The sequence below is a fragment of the Mesorhizobium sp. C264A genome (genome assembly GCF_040324515.1).
Lineage (GTDB): Bacteria > Pseudomonadota > Alphaproteobacteria > Rhizobiales > Rhizobiaceae > Mesorhizobium.
The window spans coordinates 2,413,958-2,432,795 of sequence record NZ_JAMYVY010000002.1 but is presented as its reverse complement, the minus strand read 5'-3'; the positions used below and the strand labels follow the sequence as shown (position 1 = coordinate 2,432,795).

Below are 18,838 nucleotides of genomic sequence, written 5' to 3'. Positions count from 1 at the left end.
GCTGCAAACTGTGGTGCCTCAAAGCTTCCAGCCCGAATGCAGGGCGGCAATGCCGCCGGAATAGTTGCGGAACGACACGCGCCCGAAGCCCGCGCGGGTGATCATGGCAGCAAAGTTCTGCTGATTGGGAAATTTGCGGATCGATTCGACCAGGTAGGAATAGGGTTCGCCCTCGCCCGTCACCATCTTGCCGATCTGCGGAATGGCGTTGAACGACCAGGCTTCGTAGACCTTGTCCAGCAGCGGCATCTCGACCTCGGAAAACTCCAGGCACAGGAACCGTCCGCCGGGCTTCAGCACGCGAAAGGCTTCCGTCAGCGCGACATCGATGCGCGGCACGTTGCGGATGCCGAATGCGATGGTGTAGGCGTCAAAGGTGCTATCGGTGAAAGGCAGTTCCTCGGCATTGGCCTCGACGAAATCGGTGTTGCCGGACAGGCGCTTTTTCTCCGCGCGGTCACGGCCGACGCTGAGCATCGAGCCGTTGATGTCGAGCACCGTGGCATGCGCGTTGCCATGGCTGGCGTCTACAATGCGGAAGGCGATGTCGCCGGTGCCGCCCGCCACGTCAAGCACTTTCCAGCCCGGACGTTTCGGCGGATTGAGCCATGTCACCATGGCATCCTTCCACAGCCGGTGCAGCCCGGCCGACATCAGGTCGTTCATCAGGTCGTAGCGGTTCGCCACCTTGTGGAAAACATCGTTGACCAGAGGCTGCTTGTCGCCTGGCCCTACCTTCTTGAAACCATAGGAGGTTTCCATGCCGCCCGCGGCCGTGGTTCTCTCAACTGACATTATTTTGATCCGTCATAAAACCGGCGGGACCATAGCCGATCGATGGTGCGGGCGCTATTGTTTAAGGCGCGGTGTTCGGCCGCGCTTCCAGGTGGTGGGCTTTACGGCCTGGACTGATGAGACGGGATAACTGCATGCCTTTGAAAGCAGAACTGCACTGCCACATCGAGGGGGCAGCGGCGCCCGAACTCGTCATCCGTCAGGCGCAGAAATACGGCAAGGACACCTCGCTTTATATCCAGAACGGCTCCTTCGTCTGGCATGATTTCACCTCGTTCCTGGCGGCTTATGATTTTTCCGCCGACCTGTTCCGCACCGAGGAGGATTATGCCCGCCTCGCCGACCATTATCTGACCAGCCTTGCCCGCGACGGCGCCATCTATTCCGAGGTCTTCACCTCGCCCGACCATGCCGTCAGGGCCGGCCTGTCGCCCAAGGCCTATACCGATGCGCTCGGCGAAGGCATGCTGCGCGCCAAAGCCAAGACCGGCATCGAGGGCCGCATGATCGTCACCGGCGTACGCCATGTCGGCGTCGAGTCGATCGAGCAGGCGGCGCGCTTTGCGGCGCGCTGCGGAAATCCGCTGGTCACCGGCTTCGGCGTCGCCGGCGACGAGCGCATGGGCGAGATGGAGGATTATGTCAGGGCCTTCGAGATCGCCCGCGAAGCCGGCCTCGGCATCACCATCCATGCCGGCGAGCTGACCGGATGGGAGACGGTGCAGGCCGCACTCGACCATATCCGCCCGTCGCGCATCGGCCATGGCGTGCGCGCCATCGAAAACCCCGATCTGGTGCGGCGCATCGCCGATGAGGGCATCGTGCTGGAATGCTGCCCCGGCTCCAACATCGCGCTCAAGGTCTACGACAGTTTCGCCGATCACCCTTTCCCTGCGCTGCAGGCAGCCGGCTGCAAGGTGACGCTGAATTCTGACGACCCGCCCTATTTCTGGACTTCGCTGAAGCGCGAATACGACATCGCCGCCGAGCATTTCGCCATGAACGAAAAGGCGCTGGCCGCCATCACCCGAACCGCGATCGAGGCGGCTTTCGTCGACAGGAAGACGAAAAGCGCGCTGCTTGCCCGGCTCGATGCGAAGAGGTGAATGGTGAATGGTGAATGGTGAATGGTGAATGGTGAATGGTGAATGGTGAATGGTTTGCCGGCGCTTCGGCCTGTCAACCGCAATGATCGATCCATCGGGACTCGCAAACCTGCTCACTATTCACTATTCACTATTCACCATTCACTGGAGCAACCCATGCAGGGCGTCACCGTCGTCGACCACCCGCTTGTCCAGCACAAGCTCACCATCATGCGCAAGAAGGAGACGTCGACCGCCGGTTTCCGGCGGCTGCTGCGCGAGATCTCGCTCCTGCTCGGCTACGAGGTCACCCGCAACCTCGAACTGACGACGACGACCATCGAAACGCCGATGGAAACCATGGAAGCGCCGACGCTGGAGGGCAAGAAGCTGGTCTTCGCCTCGGTGCTGCGCGCCGGCAATGGCCTGCTCGAAGGCCTGCTCGACCTGGTCCCGGCGGCCCGCGTCGCGCATGTCGGCCTCTACCGCGATCACGAAACGCTGGAGGCGGTGGAATATTTCTTCAAGGCGCCGAGCGATCTCGCCGACCGGCTGGTGATCGTCGTCGATCCGATGCTGGCGACCGCGAACTCGGCCATCGCGGCCATCGACAAGCTGAAGGAGCGCGGCGCCACCAACATCCGTTTCCTTTGCCTGCTGGCGGCGCCAGAAGGCATCGAGCGCTTCACCAAGGCGCATCCGGATGTTCCCGTGTTCACCGCTTCCATCGACCGCCAGCTCAACGAGAAGGGCTACATCATGCCCGGCCTCGGCGATGCCGGCGACCGCATGTACGGAACCAAATGACGGCGGCTGGCAAGGCCAGCTGACATCCAGTCGTTTACCGCCCGTTTACGCAAAGCCGCGGTTTCGGGTTGGCGTTAAAGCGGCACACACCATACGTGGGCAAGAATGGGCCTTCACGAAGGTCCATTCATGCTGCGCAAGCTTGTCATTCTGGGCGTGTTCGCCGGAACGTCGGCATCGATCCCGATCGTCTATCAGTCGAATCCGCAGATTCTCGACAACCTGTTGAAGTCGACCGTCGCCGGCAAGCCGTCCGCGCAGCCTCAGCCCGAACTGAACATGGCCTCGGTTCCCGGCAAGCCGGCCGCACCGCTGCCCACTGGGCGCAAAGTATTGGTGGCGGCTGACGAGCGCGGCCATTTCACCTCCGCCTTCAAGCTCAACGGCCGCCAGGTCGACGGCATGATCGACACCGGCGCCACTTTGGTCGCCATCAACACCTCGACGGCGCGCCGCATCGGCATCTCGCTCAACCCGTCGGACTTCAACCAGCAGGTCAACACCGCCAATGGCGCGATCAGGGCCGCCGTGGTCAACATCGATCGCCTGCAGATCGGCAAGATCAGCGTCGACAACGTCCAGGCGGTAGTGCTCGACGACAAGGCTCTGCGCACCAACCTCATTGGCATGAGCTTTTTGCAGCGGCTGGCAAAATACCAGGTCGAAAACGGCACACTGTTGCTGGTGCAGTAGCGCGTTCCGCTACCCGCGCGGCAGCACGCGCCGGATGACAGTCTTGTCGGCGGCTGGTTTCGACGCCCCGATCGTATAGGCCGAAAGCACGGCGGCTGCGGCCGCTTCGGCCTCCACTTGCGTGCGGGCGTGGACCAGCGCCAGCGGCTCGCCGGCCCGCACCTCGGCGCCGAGCGGCAGCAGCCTGGTGATGCCGACCGCATGGTCGATCCTGTCGTCCGGCCGCGTGCGCCCGCCACCGAGCCCGACCACAGCAAGGCCGATATCGCGGGTGGCAATAGCGGTGGCAAAACCGTTGCCTGTCGCCTTGACCGCAAACTCCACCGCCGCTTTCGGCAGGTATTTTTCCGGCTTCTCGACTAAATCGGCGGGACCGCCAAGGGCTGCGACCATACGCGCGAAGGCGGCTGCCGCGCGGCCGCCGGCCAGCGTCTCGGCCGCGCGCCTGAGACCGTCCTGATTGGAGGACGCCAGCCCTGCCGATTGCAGCATCTCGGCGGCCAGCGCCAGCGTCACATCCTCCAGTCGCTTGTCGCGGAGCCTTCCGGTGAGGAAATCGACGGCGTTGCGCACCTCGACCGCGTTGCCGGCCGCCGACGCCAGCGGCTCGTTCATGCCGGTGACCAGCGCCGAGGCCTTCAGGCCGGCGCCGTTGGCGATCTCGACCAGGCTGTTGGCCAGTGCTGTCGCGTCGCGCGACTTCTCCATGAAGGCGCCATTGCCGACCTTGACGTCGAGCACCAGCGACTGCAGGCCAGCCGCGAGTTTCTTCGACAGGATAGAAGCAGTGATCAGCGGCACCGATTCCACCGTTCCGGTCACATCGCGGATCGCATAGAGCCGACGGTCGGCGGGCGCGAGATCGGCGGTCTGGCCGATGATGGCACAGCCGGTCTCGAGCACCGTCTTGCGGAAGCGCGCGATATCCGGCTGGCTGATATAGCCCGGGATGGCGTCCATCTTGTCCAGCGTGCCGCCGGTATGGCCAAGGCCCCTGCCGGAGATCATCGGCACATAGGCGCCGCAAGCGGCGACGATCGGCGCCAGCATCAGCGAGACATTGTCGCCAACGCCGCCGGTCGAATGTTTGTCGGTGACCGGACCCGGCAGGTCCGACCAGTCGAGCACATCGCCGGAATCGCGCATGGCGAGCGTCAGCGCCACCGCCTCGTCGCGGTTCATGCCGTTGAAGAACACCGCCATGGCAAAGGCGCCGACCTGACCGTCCGAGACGCTGCCCGAAGTCACGCCGGCGACAAAGGCCGAAATCTCCTGCGCCGACAGTTTCTGGCCATCGCGCTTGCGGCGGATGATTTCCTGCGGAAGCATCAGGCGTCGCCCTTCGGCTCCGGCAACCCATCCTGGAACACATGCGCAAGGATCGTCGCCAACCGTGCGCCGCCGATCGGCGCCATGTCCTTGGTCTCCTGGTGCGACAGTTCCGCCCCGGTCATCCCGGCGGCGAGATTGGTGATCACCGAACAGGCGGCTACGCGAAGCCCAAGGAAGCGGGCGAGAATGACCTCCGGCACGGTCGACATCCCTACCGCATTGGCGCCCATGATGCGCGCCATGCGGATTTCAGCAGGGGTTTCGAAACACGGACCGGAAAACCACATATAGACGCCCTTGTGCAGCGCCGTCCCTGTCGCCTTCGCCGCCCGTTCGATCGCCGCGCGCAAGCCGGCATCATAGGCTTCGGTCAGGCCGACGAAGCGGCGGTCGCTCGGCTCGCCGATCAGCGGGTTGGAGCCGGAGAAATTGATGTGATCGGTGATCAGCATCACCGATCCTGGCAGCATGTCGGGATCGACCGAGCCGGCGGCATTGGTAAGGATCAGCTTGGTGATGCCGATGCCGGCAAGCACCTCCAGCGCCGGCCGCATTGCAGCAGCAACGCCGTGCTCGTAGTAATGGGCGCGGCCGGACAGCATCAGCACCGGCGTGCCGGCGAAAAGCCCCGCGACCACCTCGCCGGCATGGCCAGTCACCCCGCTGCGGGGGAAACCCGGCAGGTCGGCATAAGAGATGCGCACGGCATTCTCGACCTGGTCGACAAGCCCGCCAAGGCCCGACCCCAGCACCATCGCCGTTGTTGGCGCCAACCCGTCCAGTCTTTCAACGAGGTGGTCCAGAGCTTCCTTCATATCAGCCAACTCTCACTTCAAAATGTCGCCACGAAACCCGTAGGGCAGCATGTCGCCCATGGTCACGGTCTCGACCACGCCGGTGTTGTCGCAAAGATAGAGCTTTGTGTCCGGCCGGCAGAATTCCGCCAGCCTTTGCCGGCAGCCGCCGCAGGGCGAGCATTTCGCCATGCGTGAGGCAATGACGGCGATTTCCACAATCTTGCCGCCACCGCCCATGATGTAATGGCCGAGCGCCGTGGTCTCGGCGCACCAGCCTTCCGGATAGGACGCGACCTCGATGTTGGCGCCGGTGAAGACACGGCCGTCTTCGGTGCGCAACGCCGCACCCACCGGAAACTTCGAATAGGGCGCGTAGGCCTTGGCCATGGCCTCCTGCGCGGCTTCGAACAGATCATGCGACATCTAGACGTTCTCTCCGACGATCGTGTTCAAAACCCGGCCATTTGCGTTTCCTGGCGCCTTTCGAGCACCAGCCGCATGTTCGACACAGTGCTCCTGGGCGCCCGGATCAACGTTCCTTGACATAGGGCACGCCGCCGGCGCGCGGCGGGATCGCCTTGCCGATGAAGCCGGCAAGCAGGATCACGGTCAGCACATAGGGCAGCGCCTGCATGAACTGCACCGGCACCTTGCCGATCAACGGCAGCGGCGAACCCTGCAGGCGGATCGCCGCCGCGTCGAGGAAGCCGAACAGAAGACAGGCGAACATAGCGTTGACCGGCCGCCATTTGGCAAAGATCAGCGCCGCCAGTGCGATGTAGCCCTTGCCCGCGGTCATGTCCTTCACGAAGCCGCCATTCTGCACCATCGAGAGGTAGGCGCCGGCAATGCCGGTCAGCACACCGGTGCAGATCAGGGCCCGGTAGCGCAGCCAAGCGACCGAGATGCCGGCGGTGTCGACGGCGGCCGGGTTCTCGCCGACGGCGCGTAGGCGCAGGCCGAAGCGGGTGCGAAACAACACCCACCAGGTGAACGGCACCATGGCGAAAGCGAGATAGACCAGGATCGAATGGCCAGAGAGCAGCTCGGAATAGATCGGCCCTATGATCGGCACGTCGTGGATCGCGGCAGCACCAGGCAGAGTGATGGCCTCGAAACGCTCGCCCGGCTGCAGCGCCGGCGTTCGCCCGCCCTGCTGGAACCAGGCTTGGCCCAGAATGATGGTCGAGCCGGCGGCGACGAAGTTGATGGCCACACCGGAGACGATCTGGTTGCCGCGATGGGTGATCGAGGCGAAGCCGTGCACCAGGGCAAAGGCGACCGACATCACGATCGCCATGCCGAGACCGAGGAAGGCCGAATGGAAGACCGAAGCGGCGGCCGCACCTGCAAAGGCGCCGACCAGCATCTTGCCTTCCAGCCCGATGTCGAAAACGCCGGCGCGTTCCGAATAGAGGCCGGCGAGGCAAGCGAGCAGCAGCGGCACCGACAGGCGTATGGTCGAGTCCAGGATCTGCACGATGGCGATGAAGACGTCCATCTCAGGCGCCCTTCCCTTTGACCGCTTCGATGCCGACCGACCTTGGACTGAACGAGGCGAACAGCGCCTGGACGTAGGGCCGGAACATGTGCTCCAGCGCACCGGCAAACAGGATGACCAGGCCTTGGATGATGACGATCATGTCGCGGGAAATCGCCGGCATTTCGAAGGCAAGTTCGGCGCCGCCCTGGTAGAGCATGCCAAACAGGATCGCCGCCAGCACGATGCCGACCGGATGCAGACGGCCCATCAGCGCCACGGCAATGCCGACGAAGCCGGCGCCGGAGACGAAATCGATCGCCACATTGTGCTGGTCGCCCATCACCGGGTTCAGCGTCATCATGCCGGCCAGCGCGCCCGAAATCATCATCGCGATAATGATGATGCGGGTCTCCGAAATGCCGGCATAGCGCGCCGCTTTCGGGCTGTGGCCATAGGTGCGCATCTCGTAGCCGAGCTTGGTGCGCCAGATCAGCAGCCAGACCAGGAATGCCATGAGCAGCGCCAGCAGGAAGCAGATGTTGAACGGCGCCGAGCGGATCTTGGCGCCGAACAGTTCGATGATCCAGTTGAGTTTGGGCAGTTCGGCGCCGGCGAGGAAGTTGCGCGTCTGCGGCGCCTGCGACGCCGCCGGCTTCAACGGCCCGACCAGGAGGTAGACCATGATCGAGGCCGCGATGAAGTTGAACATGATGGTGGTGATGACGATGTGCGACCCGCGCTTGGCCTGCAGATAGGCCGGGATCAGCGCCCACAGCGCACCGACGGCGGCTCCGGCGACGATCGCCAGCGGAAAGGTCAGCCACCACGGCAGCACAGTGTCGAAGGCGAGGCAGACCACGCCCACGCCAAGGCCGGCAATATAGGCCTGGCCCTCGGTCCCGATGTTGAACAGGCCGCAATGCGCGGCCACCGCCACCGACAGGCCGGTGAAGATGAAGGTGGTGGCATAGAACAGCGTGAAGGCAATGCCGGTTCCCTTGCCGAAAGCGCCCTCGACCAGGATGACGGCGGCACGAAACGGGTTTTCGCCGACCAGCATGACGACGAAACCGGCAACGATGAAAGCCACTGACAGATTGATCAGCGGGATCAGCCCATAATCGGCCCAGGCCGGCAGTTTGGCGTAAGGCGTGCTCACTCTGCCGCCTCCTGGCGATCGACACCTGCCATCAGCAGGCCAAGCTCGCCTTCGGTCGCCTCGGGGCCACGTTCGCCGACGATGCGCCCGGCAAACATCACCAGGATGCGGTCCGACAGCGAACGGATCTCGTCGAGCTCGACCGACACCACCAGCACCGCCTTGCCCTGGTCGCGCATTGCGATCAGCCGCTTGTGGATGAATTCGATGGCGCCGACATCGACGCCGCGCGTCGGCTGGCCGACGATCAGAACACCGGGATCCTGCTCCATTTCTCGCGCCAGCACGATCTTCTGCTGGTTGCCGCCGGAGAAATTCGCCGTCTTCAGACGCGGATTGCCGGGACGGATATCGTACTTCTCGATCTTGTCCTTGGCATCGGTCATGATGGCGTCGATGTTGAGGAACGGCCCTTTGAGGTAGCGCGGGTCGTCATGGTAGCCGAGGATCGAATTCTCGTTCTCCTCGAAGGCCAGCACCAGGCCGACATGATGGCGGTCCTCCGGCACATGGGCGAGCCCACGGTCGCGCAACTCGCCGGGATCGGCGGCCCCGGTCAGGTCGATCGGCTTGCCATCGAGCATCACCGAGCCGGAAACCGCGCGCCTGATGCCGGAAATCGCCTCGATCAGTTCGGACTGGCCGTTGCCGGCGACACCGGCAATGCCGACGATCTCGCCGGCGCGGATATCGAAGGAGATGTCGTCGACCATGGTGACGCCGCGCTGGTCTTTCACCGTCAGGTTCTTGACCGCGAGCTTGACCGCGCCGGCCTCCGTCTCGCCCTTTTCGACCCGCAGCAGCACGCGCCGCCCGACCATCAGTTCGGCCAGTTCGCCGACTGTCGTCTTGCTGGTCTCGCGCGTCGCCACCATCGTGCCCTGGCGCATGACCGAGACATTGTCGGTGATGGCCATGATCTCGCGCAGCTTGTGGGTGATCAGCACCACCGTTTTGCCCTGGTCCTTCAATTGCCTGAGGATGCGGAACAGATGGTCGGCCTCGGCCGGCGTCAACACGCCCGTCGGCTCGTCGAGAATCAGGATTTCGGCGCCGCGATAAAGCGCCTTCAGGATTTCGACACGCTGCTGCAGGCCGACCGGCAATTCCTCGATGATGGCGTCGGGATCGACTTCCAGCCCGTATTCGCGCTCGAGCCGCTCCAGTTCGGAGCGCGCCTTGGCGATGCTCTTTTTCAACAGCGCATCGCTTTCGGCGCCGAGGATGATGTTTTCCAGCACGGTGAAATTGTCGACCAGCATGAAGTGCTGGTGCACCATGCCGATGCCGAGCGCGATGGCGTCGTTGGAAGTCTTGATCGACGCCGGCTTGCCGCCGACACGGATCTCGCCGCTGTCGGCCTGGTAGAAGCCGTAGAGGATCGACATCAGCGTCGACTTGCCGGCGCCGTTCTCGCCGACGATGCCGTGGATGGTGCCGCGTGCGATCTCCAGATTGATGTCGCGATTGGCGCGAACGGCGCCAAAACTCTTGTTGATGCCGATCAGTTCGATTGCGGCTTGCGCCATGCAGCCTGTCCCACTCTTATTTTTTTATCGCTTGGTCAAAACGCCTAGCATGATGCCCCACCCGTGCCAATTGGCGGCGCAGTGGCCACTCTCGACAAATCCCGGTGCGCTTGTCAATTTCGAACGTGGCCGCAGACCTTCACATTCACTAATATGCAAGGCTCAACAGTCGCATCATGCTGCAACCGCGTGCACCAAGACCTGAGGAGTTTTGAATGATCATGCCTGTCGACCGGCTGACGACGCTGGAAATCCGCGCCGCTGAACAGGAAAAGACCATCGAGGAACTGTCGGGCCAGATCGTCGAGCAGTGGACGGCGATCGAACGCATGCAGCGCAAGCTCGATGCGCTGACCGGGCGCTTCATGGCGCTGGAGGAACAATCGGTACCCGACGTGCCGATAACCAAACCGCCGCACTGGTAGCAAGGAGAAGCCTATGGCCAGTGAAAGCGATCGCATTGCGCGGGCGGGCGATTATGTGCTTGGCCTGATGAACGATCGCGACCGCGAACGTGCCGAGCGCGACCTGGAGATCGATCCCGCCTTCCGCGACACGGTGATGCGGCTGGCCGAGCGCATGCATGTCCTCGACCGTGGTGCGCCATCGGGCGGCAGCGATCGCTGGCGGCTGATCTCGCAACGCATCGCCGAACTGCCGCAGATGCGTGTGATTGGCCAGGACGAAGCGAAGCCGGTGATCGGCAGACTGGAGCGGAAGCCCTATGGCGTCGGCGTGCATTCGCTCGGTGGCCGACGCGGCGCCGTCATCGCCATCGCGCTGATGGTAGTGTTTGCGCTGGGTTATCTCGTCGGACAGCTATAGGCCGAGTTCGCGCGACATCAGCAGCATCGGGTAGCCGTCCTGCTCAAACGACTCGACCACTGCCCAACCGAGCCCGGCATAGAAGTCTCGCGCCACCCACGTATAGAGGTAGGTCCTCTCCACACCGATCGCGGTTGCATGCGCTTCGATGGCTGCAACCAGCGCGCGGCCGATCCCTTTGCCGCGGTGGTCGCTATCGACGACCAATCCCGCCAGCCAAGGCGTCAGCTCATGCGCGGGTTCAATTTCGTGGCGAACCAGCAGGCAGGTCCCGACCGGGACCTCCCCTATCCGCGCCACAAGCGCCGCCTCGAAGCCATCTCCATTGAGCAACTCGCGAAGCCCGGCGACGTCCTCATTCAGCGTTCTTGCGCTGCCCTCGAAAAAGGCGGCGATGCGCAGTCGCGCCACTGCATCAACATCGCGTTCGGTCATCGGTCCGATGGTCGGCTTCACTCTCGCCTCTCAAGTTGCGGCCCCCGTCAAAACCCAAAAACAAAACCGCCGGACTCTCGCCCGGCGGTTTCAACTCTAATGGATAGAGATCAATACGGGCAGGCGTTGTCGGCGGTATAGTCGTGCACCTGGATCGTGCCGGCGATGATGTCGGCCTTGGCCTTTTCGACGGCAGCCTTCATCTCGTCGGTGACCAGCGCCTTGTTGTTGTCGTCCATGGCGTAGTCGACACCGCCTTCCTTGAGGCCGAGATTTTGCAGGCCGCCTTTGAAGGTGCCGTTCTTGCCGTCCATGAAGGCGGTGTAGACGGCCACGTCGACACGCTTCAGCATCGAGGTCAGCACCTTGCCGGGCTGCAGGCCGTTCTGGTTGGAATCGACGCCGATGCCGAGCTTGCCGGCATCCGCCGCCGCCTGCAGCACGCCGACGCCGGTGCCGCCGGCCGCGGCATAGACCACGTCGGAGCCCTGGTCGATCTGCGTCTTGGCGATCTCGCCGCCCTTGGCCGGATCGTTCCACGCCGCCGGCGTGTCGCCGGTCATGTTCTGGATGACGTCGGTCGCACCGGCTGCCTTGGCGCCGCCGACATAGCCGCATTCGAACTTGCGGATCAGCGGAATGTCCATGCCGCCGATGAAGGAGACCTTCTTGGACTTCGAGGCCATCGCCGCCATGATGCCGACGAGATAGGAGCCTTCATTTTCCTTGAAGACAAGCGAGCGGACATTGGGCATATCGACGGCATCGTCGATGATGGCGAAGTTGAGATCGGGATATTCCTTCGCGACCACCTTCAGCGCATCCTCCCAGGCAAAGCCGGCCATGACGATCGGGTTGCGGCCGTCTTCGGCGAAGCGGCGCAGCGCCTGCTCGCGCTGCGAGGCATTGGACACTTCGAACTCGACATAGGCGGTGCCGGTCTCGGTCTTGAACTTTTCGGCGCCGTGATAGGCAGCCTCGTTGAAGGATTTGTCGAACTTGCCGCCGAGATCGTAGAGGATGGCCGGCTGGACATCCGCGGCGAAAGCCGGAAGAACCATTGCGGTTGCGGCCAGGAGGCCGAGAACGATACGTTTCATGTGATCCACACCCTGTCGGTTATTTTTTTCCGTTACGCGCCGCCCGCCTGCCCGGTTCTCCGGCAGACATGCGGCATCAGCCAGGAGTGTACTCCCCTCCCGCTCAGGGCAATCTGGCACGGCCCGAAACAAAATTCACGCGGAATTTTGACCTTTTGGAAAAGCATGCCTCCCCTTGGAAAAGCAGGCTTGGGCAATGACTGCCGCGGACGATTGCCGCATTGTCGTCGCAAGTCCGCCGGGACAACCCATCAGCCCGGCGCGAATTCTCCGCCGCGCCGCCGGCGCCGGTAGCCGATCGCATAGAGGATGAAGGCAAGCACCGCGAACACGGCAAACCCCGGCTGGGCAAGCACCCAGGCGATGCCGCCATCCCATATCATCGGATTGACCTTGGCGCGCACGAAGGTCTCGAAGGCCGCGCGGGTGTCGGGCGAAACCGCCAGCCAGCTCGAATTCAGCGGCGTCATGACCAATGCGGAAGCCGCCACCGAGCGCGTCGCGTCGAGTACCGCCATGATGACGGCGACCGAGAGTGCGACCATGGCCGCGAGGCGAAACAAAAAACGCAACATCAGATCTTTCCCCCGGCCTGGTCCTCAAGCTCCTCCCGAGGACCTTCCGGTCACAGGCGAGGAATAGAATGCGTACGCCCGGCGCGCAATCGGCTTACGCGAATTTGAAGTCTATCGCTTGCGCCGATGAACGAGCCAGACGCCGAGGATACCGCCGACGATGGCGCCGACCACCAGCCCGACAAGGCCGATGAACACCGCGAAATAACCGCAGCCGCCTTCGAAACAGCTGATGTCGGTGACTTCGGCGATCCCTGCCCCGAGCGCGAAGCCGGCCACGGCGCCGACGACGGCGCCGAGGAGGATGCCGACCAGCGCGGCGACAACCGAGGCGAAGACCTGCGGTGTTTGCGCTTGCCGCTCGGTATAGACGGCTGCGGGTCCGGCATGGCGGCGCAGCAGGTAAATGCAGAACAGGCCGATACCGATTTCGGCGCCGGTGATGGTCAGGCCCCTGGCGGAGAAGACGAAATCGGGCACGGCCAGGGTATAGGCTTGCCGCGCCAACAGAAAGACGATGATGGCGATCTGCCAGATGATGAATTGGCGCGGAAAGTGCTCCGAGCGGCCGAAGGCGAGGCCGAGCAGGTAAAGCCCCCACAGGATGGTGATGATGTTGGCGGCGAGCCCGCCCAGCAGCAGGTAGAAGACTGTATCCGGCAGGCCGGAGCTGCCGACCAGCCACCGGGCCGAGACCAGCCCGTAGGCCGACCATGCCATGACGACGACAAGCCAGCCCACCGGGATGAAGGACAGGTCCGAACGCCCAGGCAGCGGCAGCCCGCTGCCTGGCACGCCTGCGGCCGGCGTTCCGCTGGCCGGCTGTTCATTGCTCGATGTCATGCCTGGACGTTGCCCCCGCAAAGCCTCCGCCTCACTCGACAGGGGGCCCGGGCCGAAGTCAAGCGCGCCCGGCTCTGCCGCCTCGCCCGTGCACACCATTCAGAGCCGAAAGCACCTTTGAAGCGGAGGCGTTGGCGGCCCCGCGAAACGATGCATGGCCGGCAAAGCGAATAGACTGCCGTTATGGCTTGGCATTCGGCGCCGGATCGACTAGATGAGCCCCGCGCCTGTTTGATTGACGGGCGCCGGGAAGGGCATCCGCTGGTTGGCGGTGTCCATCAAGCGGGTCTTCCCGCAAATCCCAAAGGGATGCATCTCCCCAACCCGCGTGGCAAAACCGGCCGGGCGCGAATGCAAGGACGGAGAGGTGGCCGAGTGGTTGAAGGCGCACGCCTGGAAAGTGTGTTTACGGGAGACCGTAACGCGGGTTCGAATCCCGCTCTCTCCGCCATTTATCGAGGAAAATCCAACAAAATCAACAGGTTATAAGGGTCGCTGCCACCATCCCACATTCCTACCCACATAGGAATATTTTCCTATTTATACACCTGACGTACCGGGAAGAATTCCTATGAATGAGTCGCGACAGGCCGGCACGGATTATGGTTCAGGTGAAGATGCCCACTATCGCCTGAACATGGCGCGTGAAATCGCTTAGCACGGTCGAGACTGGGCGTCCGCGAATGAACTCTGGTTCGGACAAGCTAAGATCGATCCCTACGGACAAATCGATGTAGGAACCCTTTCCGACTCTCGCGAAGGGTTGGCGTTTCTCGGTGATGGTGCTCGCACCCAGAAGCGCGAGGGATGTAATTCGCGCCTCTCCGAGGGCGAATCGTTTGATTCCGCTGGACGAGGCGATCAGCCTTTGATGCTTTCGAACGAGGTCGCAGGCGTGGAGGGAGAAGAGCAGTTGATTGCCACCGTCATAGGGTTTGAACGTGGCAATGGTCTCTCTGTCTGCATCCGAAAGATTGCGGAGTTTGCGTTTGATCCCGTCGTCCTCGAAGATGGCGAGCGATCGGGATATGGGAAAGTAAGTGTTTTGAGCACTCTTGCCGTTCCTAATCGCCAGAACACACGCTAGATTGTCTAGCGTGGCGCGTAATTCATGCACGATACTGCCGGCCTCTATGCGAAAGTCTGAAGGTATTTTCTTCACTAGCTGGACGTAAAAGGTGCCGTCTCCGCTATCCGCGTCCACTTCGTGCGATATGTGATAGGCGCCGGAACTTATGAACTGATCGATCTGCGCGCTAAGCGTCAAGCTGCGATTGCCGCACCACGTTATGCGATCTTGGGTTTCATCTAGGTCTGAAGCCATGCCAGAAACCCCCAAGGACAAAGACCTGGAAAAGGGCGACGAGGTTTTGCGTCGCCTGTTGAAGACGCCACCGAAGCCGCACGGCGATAAAGCTGCGAAGGAAAAGCCGGAAGCAAGACCGGCTAAACGTTCTCAGAACGCGAAGGCAAAGTAGCCATTAACTGGCCATCCAACCGCCGCCGCCGCGATTGCCCCGTTGGGGCGTAATGAAGGTTCCTGTCTTCTCATCAAAACCGCAGGAATGACACCTCCAATGAGTGAGGCCATTAGCTTGACCGCGATTATGCAGCAGCGATTTGATGCCTTTGTTATAGCAATTGGCACATATCTTATGAGGCGGTTCGCCGTTCTCCATACCAGCCTTCAGACGGTACATAAGAATACCGGGTGGCAGCTCCTCAAGCTGGTAGCGCTGTTTCTCAGCCTCCCATGTTTCGAAGCGTCTCACCTGTGCTTCAAGCTCGCCTACGCTGCCGGCCAACGTCGCATAAGCTGCTTGAGCCGTCATGATCCTCTCTTGCAAATCCATGACGGCGTTATTCCGAATGTTCGCGGCGTCCATCTCCTTAAGAGCCTTCGCCAAATCGAACATGGTCTTAAATGCGCTTATTCCCGCGAAGACTTCACCAACCATCGCCATTCTCCAAGAATCGAGAGATGACGACTTTACTTCTTTTTTCGCAAATGTAGGAGTCGGCGCGCTTTCTGCTTAGGCGTGACTGGCTTCACCAATTCGCCGATAGGCAAGGCGCTTGCCTTCATCGTTGCAAGCAACCGGTCATGGCGCTCGGGGTAGACACCAACTATGCCGCGCTTGAACCAGATAACATCCCCCAACCGCGTTTGAGGCATAGCCTCGCCACCTTCGGAGCGAACGCCGGGCTAGCGGCGTATTGGAGAGCAAGCTGTACAGGTCTGGTATGGCTTTAGTGCGCCGCACAAAGCCCATACATCCGACTCCCCGCGCAAGTGCCCCAGGTGGGACTCCGCCTGCAATCGCTACTCACTAGGAGTCGCGGAGGAAAGCAGAAATCCAAGAACCCAAATAAAAATGTAGTTCAAAGTATGGCTCCACGTTGTGCGACGTTGTGTCGCAGGGAAAATCTAGGGGACAAAAAAGGACAAACCGCCATTTCCGGGATTTTCCACGCGGAATTGTCTGGTATTATTGCGTTGTGTAATTGGCAATACTGCCGACTAGGAGAAAGCCCAATGAGTAACGAAAGTAATACTTTCATCCGCCGCCCAGATGTCGAAAGACTCACTGGGCTAAAGACCAGCTCTCTTTACGAACAGATGAAGGAGGGGAATTTTCCCAAGCCGATCAAGATCGGGGCGAAGGCAGTCGCGTGGCGGCTCGCGGACGTGACCGAATGGCAAGAACGCAAGATCGCCCAGCGCGATGCCGCAGCGGCATAAGGAGGAACGCACATGGCCGACGAAACATCTTTCAGCGCCCTCAAGAAGGGCATCGCCCCGGACCCGAAAGGTCCCGCACCCTCGGCGCCGCGTCGTGGACAATATTACGAGTCCTTTGTCGACTTCATGGCCGACAAGGAATTTTACAAGGGTGCCCACAAGAACGAGGTGCCTTATGGCGCAGAGCCTTGGCGCGGCGAGATGCAGGAAGGCAATAGGCGCGATCTGGAACTCCAGCGCGAAACACAGGCCAAGCAACAGCGGATTAAAGCCGCCGGCGCACCGCACGTCATCGTGGCGATAGCGGGCGAAGACACTGAAACGAGGGATTGGCTTATCGGGCTGATCGAGGGGAACGGCCATGCCGAAGGCTAGGCGGAAAAGCACACAGGTCGAGGCTCGGCGTATTCTCGCCGGGCTTCGTCTCGCCGATGGCGACTTGGCGAGCCAAGTGATGGCTGCGTCCGACAATGTGCCGGCTGTGATGATGGCGCTGATGTGGCTGGCGGCTGCCTGGGTCGAAGTGGAAGGGGCGTTCCGGCGGCTCTTTGTTGAGCACCATAAAGAGTGGCTGGCCGAGATCGAGCCCGCGAAGCTCGACCCAATGGCGGCGTTGCTGGAAGCTTGTCGTGCGATCGACGCGACGATGCGGATCATGGGCGTCGAGCCCAGCGCTGAACAGCAGGCCCTCGAAGCGCGCGCGAGGGCGTTGGCGGAGGCGGAACTTAGGCGGCGCGGCTTCTTTGACGAAAGCGTCCCGCTTGAGCCGGTCTAATTGGGTGAGGCCGAGAGATCTTCCTGCGCTCGCGACCTGAAGGAGTCGAGGAAATGGGAACGGTAATCAACCTCAATGAAGTGCGGGCGGCGCGGCAGCCGCCGCCAGACCCGCCGATTGATGAGGCGTTTGTGGCAGCGTGGCAGCCCATCTTCGAGGCGCTGGAACTCGTGGAAACCATTCAATTGCCGAGGACGGCGCGAGCGCGGGAACTGCTCTTGCGCGGATTGGCGGTGATGCTTGAGAGGGAACAGAGGAGATTGAGCCAGTGCGCGAAGCGATGAAAGCTGAGGCTTTCGATTGGGAAGTGTTGGGGCCGATCACGGAGGAGGACCTGGCAGCGCTGACGGCGGATGCCGAGGCGGAATGGAGGGCGTTTGAACGCGGGCAAGAACAGCCGACGGCGCGCGGCAACGGACCTCTAGTAAAGATGTTCGCGGAGCAACTGACCCGCAAGCAGCAGGCGTCCGCAGTCCCTGCCCCAGCCAAGACGGCGGACGCCACATCGGGACTTAGCCGCGTCCGAAATCCCAGCGGCATTGTGGCTTCACTGGACAACGCGGTGATGGCCATTCGGAAACTTGGAGTAATTTTTCGGTTCGATGAGTTCCGACAGAAGGTCATATGCGAGGGCCTTGAAGGGCGGCTCGGAGTGACGATGGATGACATCGTGCTGCACGTGCGCCGCGCGGTCATAGAGACGCTTGGTTTCGATCCTGAGCCATCGCACACTCGCGACGCGATCCGTCTTCTGGCGCAAGAGAATTCCTTCAATCCGGTGCTCGATCGAATTGAGGCGCATCCTTGGAACAAGGTGCCGAGGATCGACACTTGGTTGAGCGCGTATTTGGGCGCAGATGACAACGAACTCAATCGAGCCTTCGCGCGAGCGGTCTTGATTGCTGCCGTTCGAAGGGCGCGCCGCCCCGGATGCAAATTTGACTGCGTGCTTGTCCTGGAAGGCCCGCAGGGGCGCGGTAAGTCGAGTGTTCTGAAGATCATGGCCGGGGGCGAAGATTTCTTCTCGGACGAAATCGCTATTGGTGTGAGTTATAGGGAGCAACAGGAGCTCCTTCAGGGTAAATGGATTGTCGAACTCCCGGAACTGGCGGGTCTGCGGAATGCCGACATCAGGGTAGTGAAACAGTTCGTTTCGAAGACTCATGATCGGGGGCGGCCGGCGTTCGGGCGCTCTGTGGAGGAGATGCCCCGCCGGTGCATTTTCATCGGCACGACGAATGACTCTCAGTATCTCCACGACGCGACCGGAAACCGACGGTTCTGGCCGGTGACGGTGGGCAAGATTGATCTAAAGGGGCTGGCGGAAGACATGCCCCAACTTTGGGCAGAGGCCGCAGAGGCAGAACGCCAGGCCCCCGAGCCGATTTCAATCCCGGAAAGGCTTTGGGCAGCGGCGGCGGAACGACAGGCCGAAAGGGTGTCGGGCGACCCGTGGGAAGATTTGCTGCTCAGCGCCCTTCCCTTCCATGCGAAGCTTGCGGAGGGCGAACTGCGGATTTCAACGCAGACTGTCTTCGAGAAGGTAATGGGCATAGAGATGCGCTATGCGCGGATGGCCGACTACCGGCGCCTGGGCGATTGCATGCGCAAGCTTGGCTGGAGCGGCCCGAAGGTCCTCCGACTGGATGGCGCCAACGTGAAGGGCTACTGGAAAGCGCCCCTCACGTTGAGCGGGTGATATGGCTCTCGGGTGTGCGCTACCGGTGTTACCGGTCGCTACCGGTAGCGCCATAGACCTTTCCCCCGGATCATCGTTTCCATTCACAACGGTTTTAGACCGGTAGAACCGGTAGAACCGGTAGAAGCCATTCAAAATCAACGGTTTAATCGCTACCGCCCCG

Annotated in this window: 24 protein-coding genes and 1 tRNA gene; 12 read left to right on the top strand and 13 right to left on the bottom strand. The window is 62.0% G+C overall.

Translation table 11 applies throughout. The features are described 5' to 3' along the window. Positions 1-18 precede the first annotated feature (18 nt). The gene (ubiE, locus tag NKL04_RS30970) at positions 19-795 is read right to left on the bottom strand and encodes a bifunctional demethylmenaquinone methyltransferase/2-methoxy-6-polyprenyl-1,4-benzoquinol methylase UbiE (RefSeq protein ID WP_352724851.1); all 777 of its coding nucleotides are present in this window, start codon (positions 793-795) and stop codon (positions 19-21) included. Between the two features lie 134 nt (positions 796-929). On the opposite strand from ubiE, the gene NKL04_RS30965 reads away from it, so the two are divergent. The 3 genes from NKL04_RS30965 to NKL04_RS30955 all read left to right on the top strand — a co-directional run bounded on the left by NKL04_RS30965 (position 930) and on the right by NKL04_RS30955 (position 3,380). Then, positions 930-1,901 carry an adenosine deaminase gene (locus NKL04_RS30965; protein ID WP_023695615.1) on the top strand — a complete coding sequence of 324 codons (972 nt, stop codon included), beginning with the start codon at positions 930-932 and terminating at the stop codon, positions 1,899-1,901. 156 nt (positions 1,902-2,057) lie between these two features. Further along, positions 2,058-2,687, top strand: coding sequence for a uracil phosphoribosyltransferase (gene upp / locus NKL04_RS30960; RefSeq protein WP_023671129.1), 630 nt, complete (start codon positions 2,058-2,060; stop codon positions 2,685-2,687). A 129-nt stretch (positions 2,688-2,816) separates the two neighbouring features. Beyond that, on the top strand, positions 2,817-3,380 hold the full coding sequence (locus tag NKL04_RS30955) for a TIGR02281 family clan AA aspartic protease (protein ID WP_023695614.1): 564 nt from the start codon (positions 2,817-2,819) through the stop codon (positions 3,378-3,380). A 9-nt stretch (positions 3,381-3,389) separates the two neighbouring features. Here the strand turns inward: NKL04_RS30955 and deoA are convergent, their stop codons facing one another. The 6 genes from deoA to NKL04_RS30925 all read right to left on the bottom strand — a co-directional run bounded on the left by deoA (position 3,390) and on the right by NKL04_RS30925 (position 9,680). Next, positions 3,390-4,709, bottom strand: a complete 1,320-nt coding sequence (gene deoA / locus NKL04_RS30950; protein WP_023700990.1) for a thymidine phosphorylase — start codon at positions 4,707-4,709, stop codon at positions 3,390-3,392. After that, positions 4,709-5,527: a purine-nucleoside phosphorylase gene (locus tag NKL04_RS30945; protein WP_023700989.1), complete on the bottom strand. Its 819-nt coding sequence runs from the start codon at positions 5,525-5,527 to the stop codon at positions 4,709-4,711. Before NKL04_RS30945 ends, deoA begins: the two co-directional genes overlap by 1 nt. A 12-nt stretch (positions 5,528-5,539) precedes the next feature. After that, positions 5,540-5,932: a cytidine deaminase gene (gene cdd / locus NKL04_RS30940; RefSeq protein ID WP_023683183.1), complete on the bottom strand. Its 393-nt coding sequence runs from the start codon at positions 5,930-5,932 to the stop codon at positions 5,540-5,542. A 106-nt stretch (positions 5,933-6,038) separates the two neighbouring features. Beyond that, the gene (locus NKL04_RS30935; protein ID WP_023683182.1) at positions 6,039-7,010 is read right to left on the bottom strand and encodes an ABC transporter permease; all 972 of its coding nucleotides are present in this window, start codon (positions 7,008-7,010) and stop codon (positions 6,039-6,041) included. A 1-nt stretch (position 7,011) separates the two neighbouring features. Next, the gene (locus tag NKL04_RS30930; RefSeq protein ID WP_023686470.1) at positions 7,012-8,151 is read right to left on the bottom strand and encodes an ABC transporter permease; all 1,140 of its coding nucleotides are present in this window, start codon (positions 8,149-8,151) and stop codon (positions 7,012-7,014) included. Beyond that, positions 8,148-9,680, bottom strand: a complete 1,533-nt coding sequence (locus NKL04_RS30925) for an ABC transporter ATP-binding protein (RefSeq protein ID WP_023700988.1) — start codon at positions 9,678-9,680, stop codon at positions 8,148-8,150. The genes NKL04_RS30930 and NKL04_RS30925 overlap by 4 nt, the downstream gene beginning before the upstream one ends. Positions 9,681-9,895: 215 nt before the next feature. On the opposite strand from NKL04_RS30925, the gene NKL04_RS30920 reads away from it, so the two are divergent. Further along, positions 9,896-10,105, top strand: a complete 210-nt coding sequence (locus NKL04_RS30920) for a SlyX family protein (RefSeq protein WP_031209371.1) — start codon at positions 9,896-9,898, stop codon at positions 10,103-10,105. Between the two features lie 13 nt (positions 10,106-10,118). After that, complete coding sequence (locus tag NKL04_RS30915) at positions 10,119-10,505, top strand: hypothetical protein (protein ID WP_023700986.1); 387 nt, start codon at positions 10,119-10,121, stop codon at positions 10,503-10,505. On the opposite strand, the gene NKL04_RS30910 is transcribed toward NKL04_RS30915, so the two are convergent. The 4 genes from NKL04_RS30910 to NKL04_RS30895 all read right to left on the bottom strand — a co-directional run bounded on the left by NKL04_RS30910 (position 10,500) and on the right by NKL04_RS30895 (position 13,458). Then, positions 10,500-10,961: a GNAT family N-acetyltransferase gene (locus NKL04_RS30910; protein ID WP_023700985.1), complete on the bottom strand. Its 462-nt coding sequence runs from the start codon at positions 10,959-10,961 to the stop codon at positions 10,500-10,502. The genes NKL04_RS30915 and NKL04_RS30910 overlap by 6 nt on opposite strands. 89 nt (positions 10,962-11,050) lie before the next feature. After that, positions 11,051-12,040: a BMP family lipoprotein gene (locus tag NKL04_RS30905; RefSeq protein ID WP_023671120.1), complete on the bottom strand. Its 990-nt coding sequence runs from the start codon at positions 12,038-12,040 to the stop codon at positions 11,051-11,053. Positions 12,041-12,291: 251 nt separating this feature from the next. Beyond that, positions 12,292-12,615, bottom strand: a complete 324-nt coding sequence (locus tag NKL04_RS30900; protein ID WP_023691865.1) for a hypothetical protein — start codon at positions 12,613-12,615, stop codon at positions 12,292-12,294. Positions 12,616-12,726: 111 nt separating this feature from the next. After that, the gene (locus NKL04_RS30895) at positions 12,727-13,458 is read right to left on the bottom strand and encodes a DUF2569 domain-containing protein (protein ID WP_245271389.1); all 732 of its coding nucleotides are present in this window, start codon (positions 13,456-13,458) and stop codon (positions 12,727-12,729) included. A 361-nt stretch (positions 13,459-13,819) separates the two neighbouring features. On the opposite strand from NKL04_RS30895, the gene NKL04_RS30890 reads away from it, so the two are divergent. Then, positions 13,820-13,909 (top strand) — tRNA-Ser (locus NKL04_RS30890). Between the two features lie 156 nt (positions 13,910-14,065). Here NKL04_RS30890 and NKL04_RS30885 read toward each other — a convergent pair. Beyond that, positions 14,066-14,782 carry a hypothetical protein gene (locus NKL04_RS30885; RefSeq protein ID WP_023700984.1) on the bottom strand — a complete coding sequence of 239 codons (717 nt, stop codon included), beginning with the start codon at positions 14,780-14,782 and terminating at the stop codon, positions 14,066-14,068. On the opposite strand from NKL04_RS30885, the gene NKL04_RS30880 reads away from it, so the two are divergent. Then, positions 14,781-14,936: a hypothetical protein gene (locus NKL04_RS30880; RefSeq protein ID WP_023700983.1), complete on the top strand. Its 156-nt coding sequence runs from the start codon at positions 14,781-14,783 to the stop codon at positions 14,934-14,936. The genes NKL04_RS30885 and NKL04_RS30880 overlap by 2 nt on opposite strands. Positions 14,937-14,939: 3 nt before the next feature. Here the strand turns inward: NKL04_RS30880 and NKL04_RS30875 are convergent, their stop codons facing one another. Beyond that, positions 14,940-15,416 (bottom strand): hypothetical protein, encoded by a 477-nt coding sequence (locus NKL04_RS30875; protein WP_156951466.1) that lies wholly within the window; start codon positions 15,414-15,416, stop codon positions 14,940-14,942. 578 nt (positions 15,417-15,994) lie between these two features. On the opposite strand from NKL04_RS30875, the gene NKL04_RS30870 reads away from it, so the two are divergent. The 5 genes from NKL04_RS30870 to NKL04_RS30850 are packed head-to-tail and all read left to right on the top strand — an operon-like array spanning position 15,995 to position 18,675. Continuing rightward, positions 15,995-16,201, top strand: coding sequence for a helix-turn-helix transcriptional regulator (locus NKL04_RS30870; RefSeq protein WP_023700980.1), 207 nt, complete (start codon positions 15,995-15,997; stop codon positions 16,199-16,201). Between the two features lie 12 nt (positions 16,202-16,213). Beyond that, positions 16,214-16,576 (top strand): hypothetical protein, encoded by a 363-nt coding sequence (locus NKL04_RS30865; RefSeq protein WP_023700979.1) that lies wholly within the window; start codon positions 16,214-16,216, stop codon positions 16,574-16,576. Next, positions 16,563-16,976, top strand: coding sequence for a hypothetical protein (locus tag NKL04_RS30860; RefSeq protein WP_023700978.1), 414 nt, complete (start codon positions 16,563-16,565; stop codon positions 16,974-16,976). The genes NKL04_RS30865 and NKL04_RS30860 overlap by 14 nt, the downstream gene beginning before the upstream one ends. A gap of 53 nt (positions 16,977-17,029) precedes the next feature. Continuing rightward, positions 17,030-17,260: a hypothetical protein gene (locus NKL04_RS30855; protein WP_023700977.1), complete on the top strand. Its 231-nt coding sequence runs from the start codon at positions 17,030-17,032 to the stop codon at positions 17,258-17,260. Then, positions 17,245-18,675: a virulence-associated E family protein gene (locus NKL04_RS30850; RefSeq protein ID WP_023700976.1), complete on the top strand. Its 1,431-nt coding sequence runs from the start codon at positions 17,245-17,247 to the stop codon at positions 18,673-18,675. Before NKL04_RS30855 ends, NKL04_RS30850 begins: the two co-directional genes overlap by 16 nt. Positions 18,676-18,838 lie beyond the last annotated feature (163 nt).

What these genes read in the sequence shown, in the direction of transcription:
- upp (WP_023671129.1), top strand. Translation starts at nt 2,058, where the DNA reads ATGCAGGGCGTCACCGTCGTCGACCACCCGCTTGTCCAGCACAAGCTC.
- NKL04_RS30895 (WP_245271389.1), bottom strand. Translation starts at nt 13,458, where the DNA reads ATGACATCGAGCAATGAACAGCCGGCCAGCGGAACGCCGGCCGCAGGC.
- cdd (WP_023683183.1), bottom strand. Translation starts at nt 5,932, where the DNA reads ATGTCGCATGATCTGTTCGAAGCCGCGCAGGAGGCCATGGCCAAGGCC.
- NKL04_RS30935 (WP_023683182.1), bottom strand. Translation starts at nt 7,010, where the DNA reads ATGGACGTCTTCATCGCCATCGTGCAGATCCTGGACTCGACCATACGC.
- NKL04_RS30865 (WP_023700979.1), top strand. Translation starts at nt 16,214, where the DNA reads ATGGCCGACGAAACATCTTTCAGCGCCCTCAAGAAGGGCATCGCCCCG.
- NKL04_RS30885 (WP_023700984.1), bottom strand. Translation starts at nt 14,782, where the DNA reads ATGGCTTCAGACCTAGATGAAACCCAAGATCGCATAACGTGGTGCGGC.
- NKL04_RS30880 (WP_023700983.1), top strand. Translation starts at nt 14,781, where the DNA reads ATGCCAGAAACCCCCAAGGACAAAGACCTGGAAAAGGGCGACGAGGTT.
- NKL04_RS30945 (WP_023700989.1), bottom strand. Translation starts at nt 5,527, where the DNA reads ATGAAGGAAGCTCTGGACCACCTCGTTGAAAGACTGGACGGGTTGGCG.
- NKL04_RS30860 (WP_023700978.1), top strand. Translation starts at nt 16,563, where the DNA reads ATGCCGAAGGCTAGGCGGAAAAGCACACAGGTCGAGGCTCGGCGTATT.
- NKL04_RS30875 (WP_156951466.1), bottom strand. Translation starts at nt 15,416, where the DNA reads ATGGTTGGTGAAGTCTTCGCGGGAATAAGCGCATTTAAGACCATGTTC.
- NKL04_RS30855 (WP_023700977.1), top strand. Translation starts at nt 17,030, where the DNA reads ATGGGAACGGTAATCAACCTCAATGAAGTGCGGGCGGCGCGGCAGCCG.
- NKL04_RS30925 (WP_023700988.1), bottom strand. Translation starts at nt 9,680, where the DNA reads ATGGCGCAAGCCGCAATCGAACTGATCGGCATCAACAAGAGTTTTGGC.
- deoA (WP_023700990.1), bottom strand. Translation starts at nt 4,709, where the DNA reads ATGCTTCCGCAGGAAATCATCCGCCGCAAGCGCGATGGCCAGAAACTG.
- NKL04_RS30870 (WP_023700980.1), top strand. Translation starts at nt 15,995, where the DNA reads ATGAGTAACGAAAGTAATACTTTCATCCGCCGCCCAGATGTCGAAAGA.
- NKL04_RS30900 (WP_023691865.1), bottom strand. Translation starts at nt 12,615, where the DNA reads ATGTTGCGTTTTTTGTTTCGCCTCGCGGCCATGGTCGCACTCTCGGTC.
- NKL04_RS30905 (WP_023671120.1), bottom strand. Translation starts at nt 12,040, where the DNA reads ATGAAACGTATCGTTCTCGGCCTCCTGGCCGCAACCGCAATGGTTCTT.
- ubiE (WP_352724851.1), bottom strand. Translation starts at nt 795, where the DNA reads ATGTCAGTTGAGAGAACCACGGCCGCGGGCGGCATGGAAACCTCCTAT.
- NKL04_RS30915 (WP_023700986.1), top strand. Translation starts at nt 10,119, where the DNA reads ATGGCCAGTGAAAGCGATCGCATTGCGCGGGCGGGCGATTATGTGCTT.
- NKL04_RS30965 (WP_023695615.1), top strand. Translation starts at nt 930, where the DNA reads ATGCCTTTGAAAGCAGAACTGCACTGCCACATCGAGGGGGCAGCGGCG.
- NKL04_RS30920 (WP_031209371.1), top strand. Translation starts at nt 9,896, where the DNA reads ATGATCATGCCTGTCGACCGGCTGACGACGCTGGAAATCCGCGCCGCT.
- NKL04_RS30955 (WP_023695614.1), top strand. Translation starts at nt 2,817, where the DNA reads ATGCTGCGCAAGCTTGTCATTCTGGGCGTGTTCGCCGGAACGTCGGCA.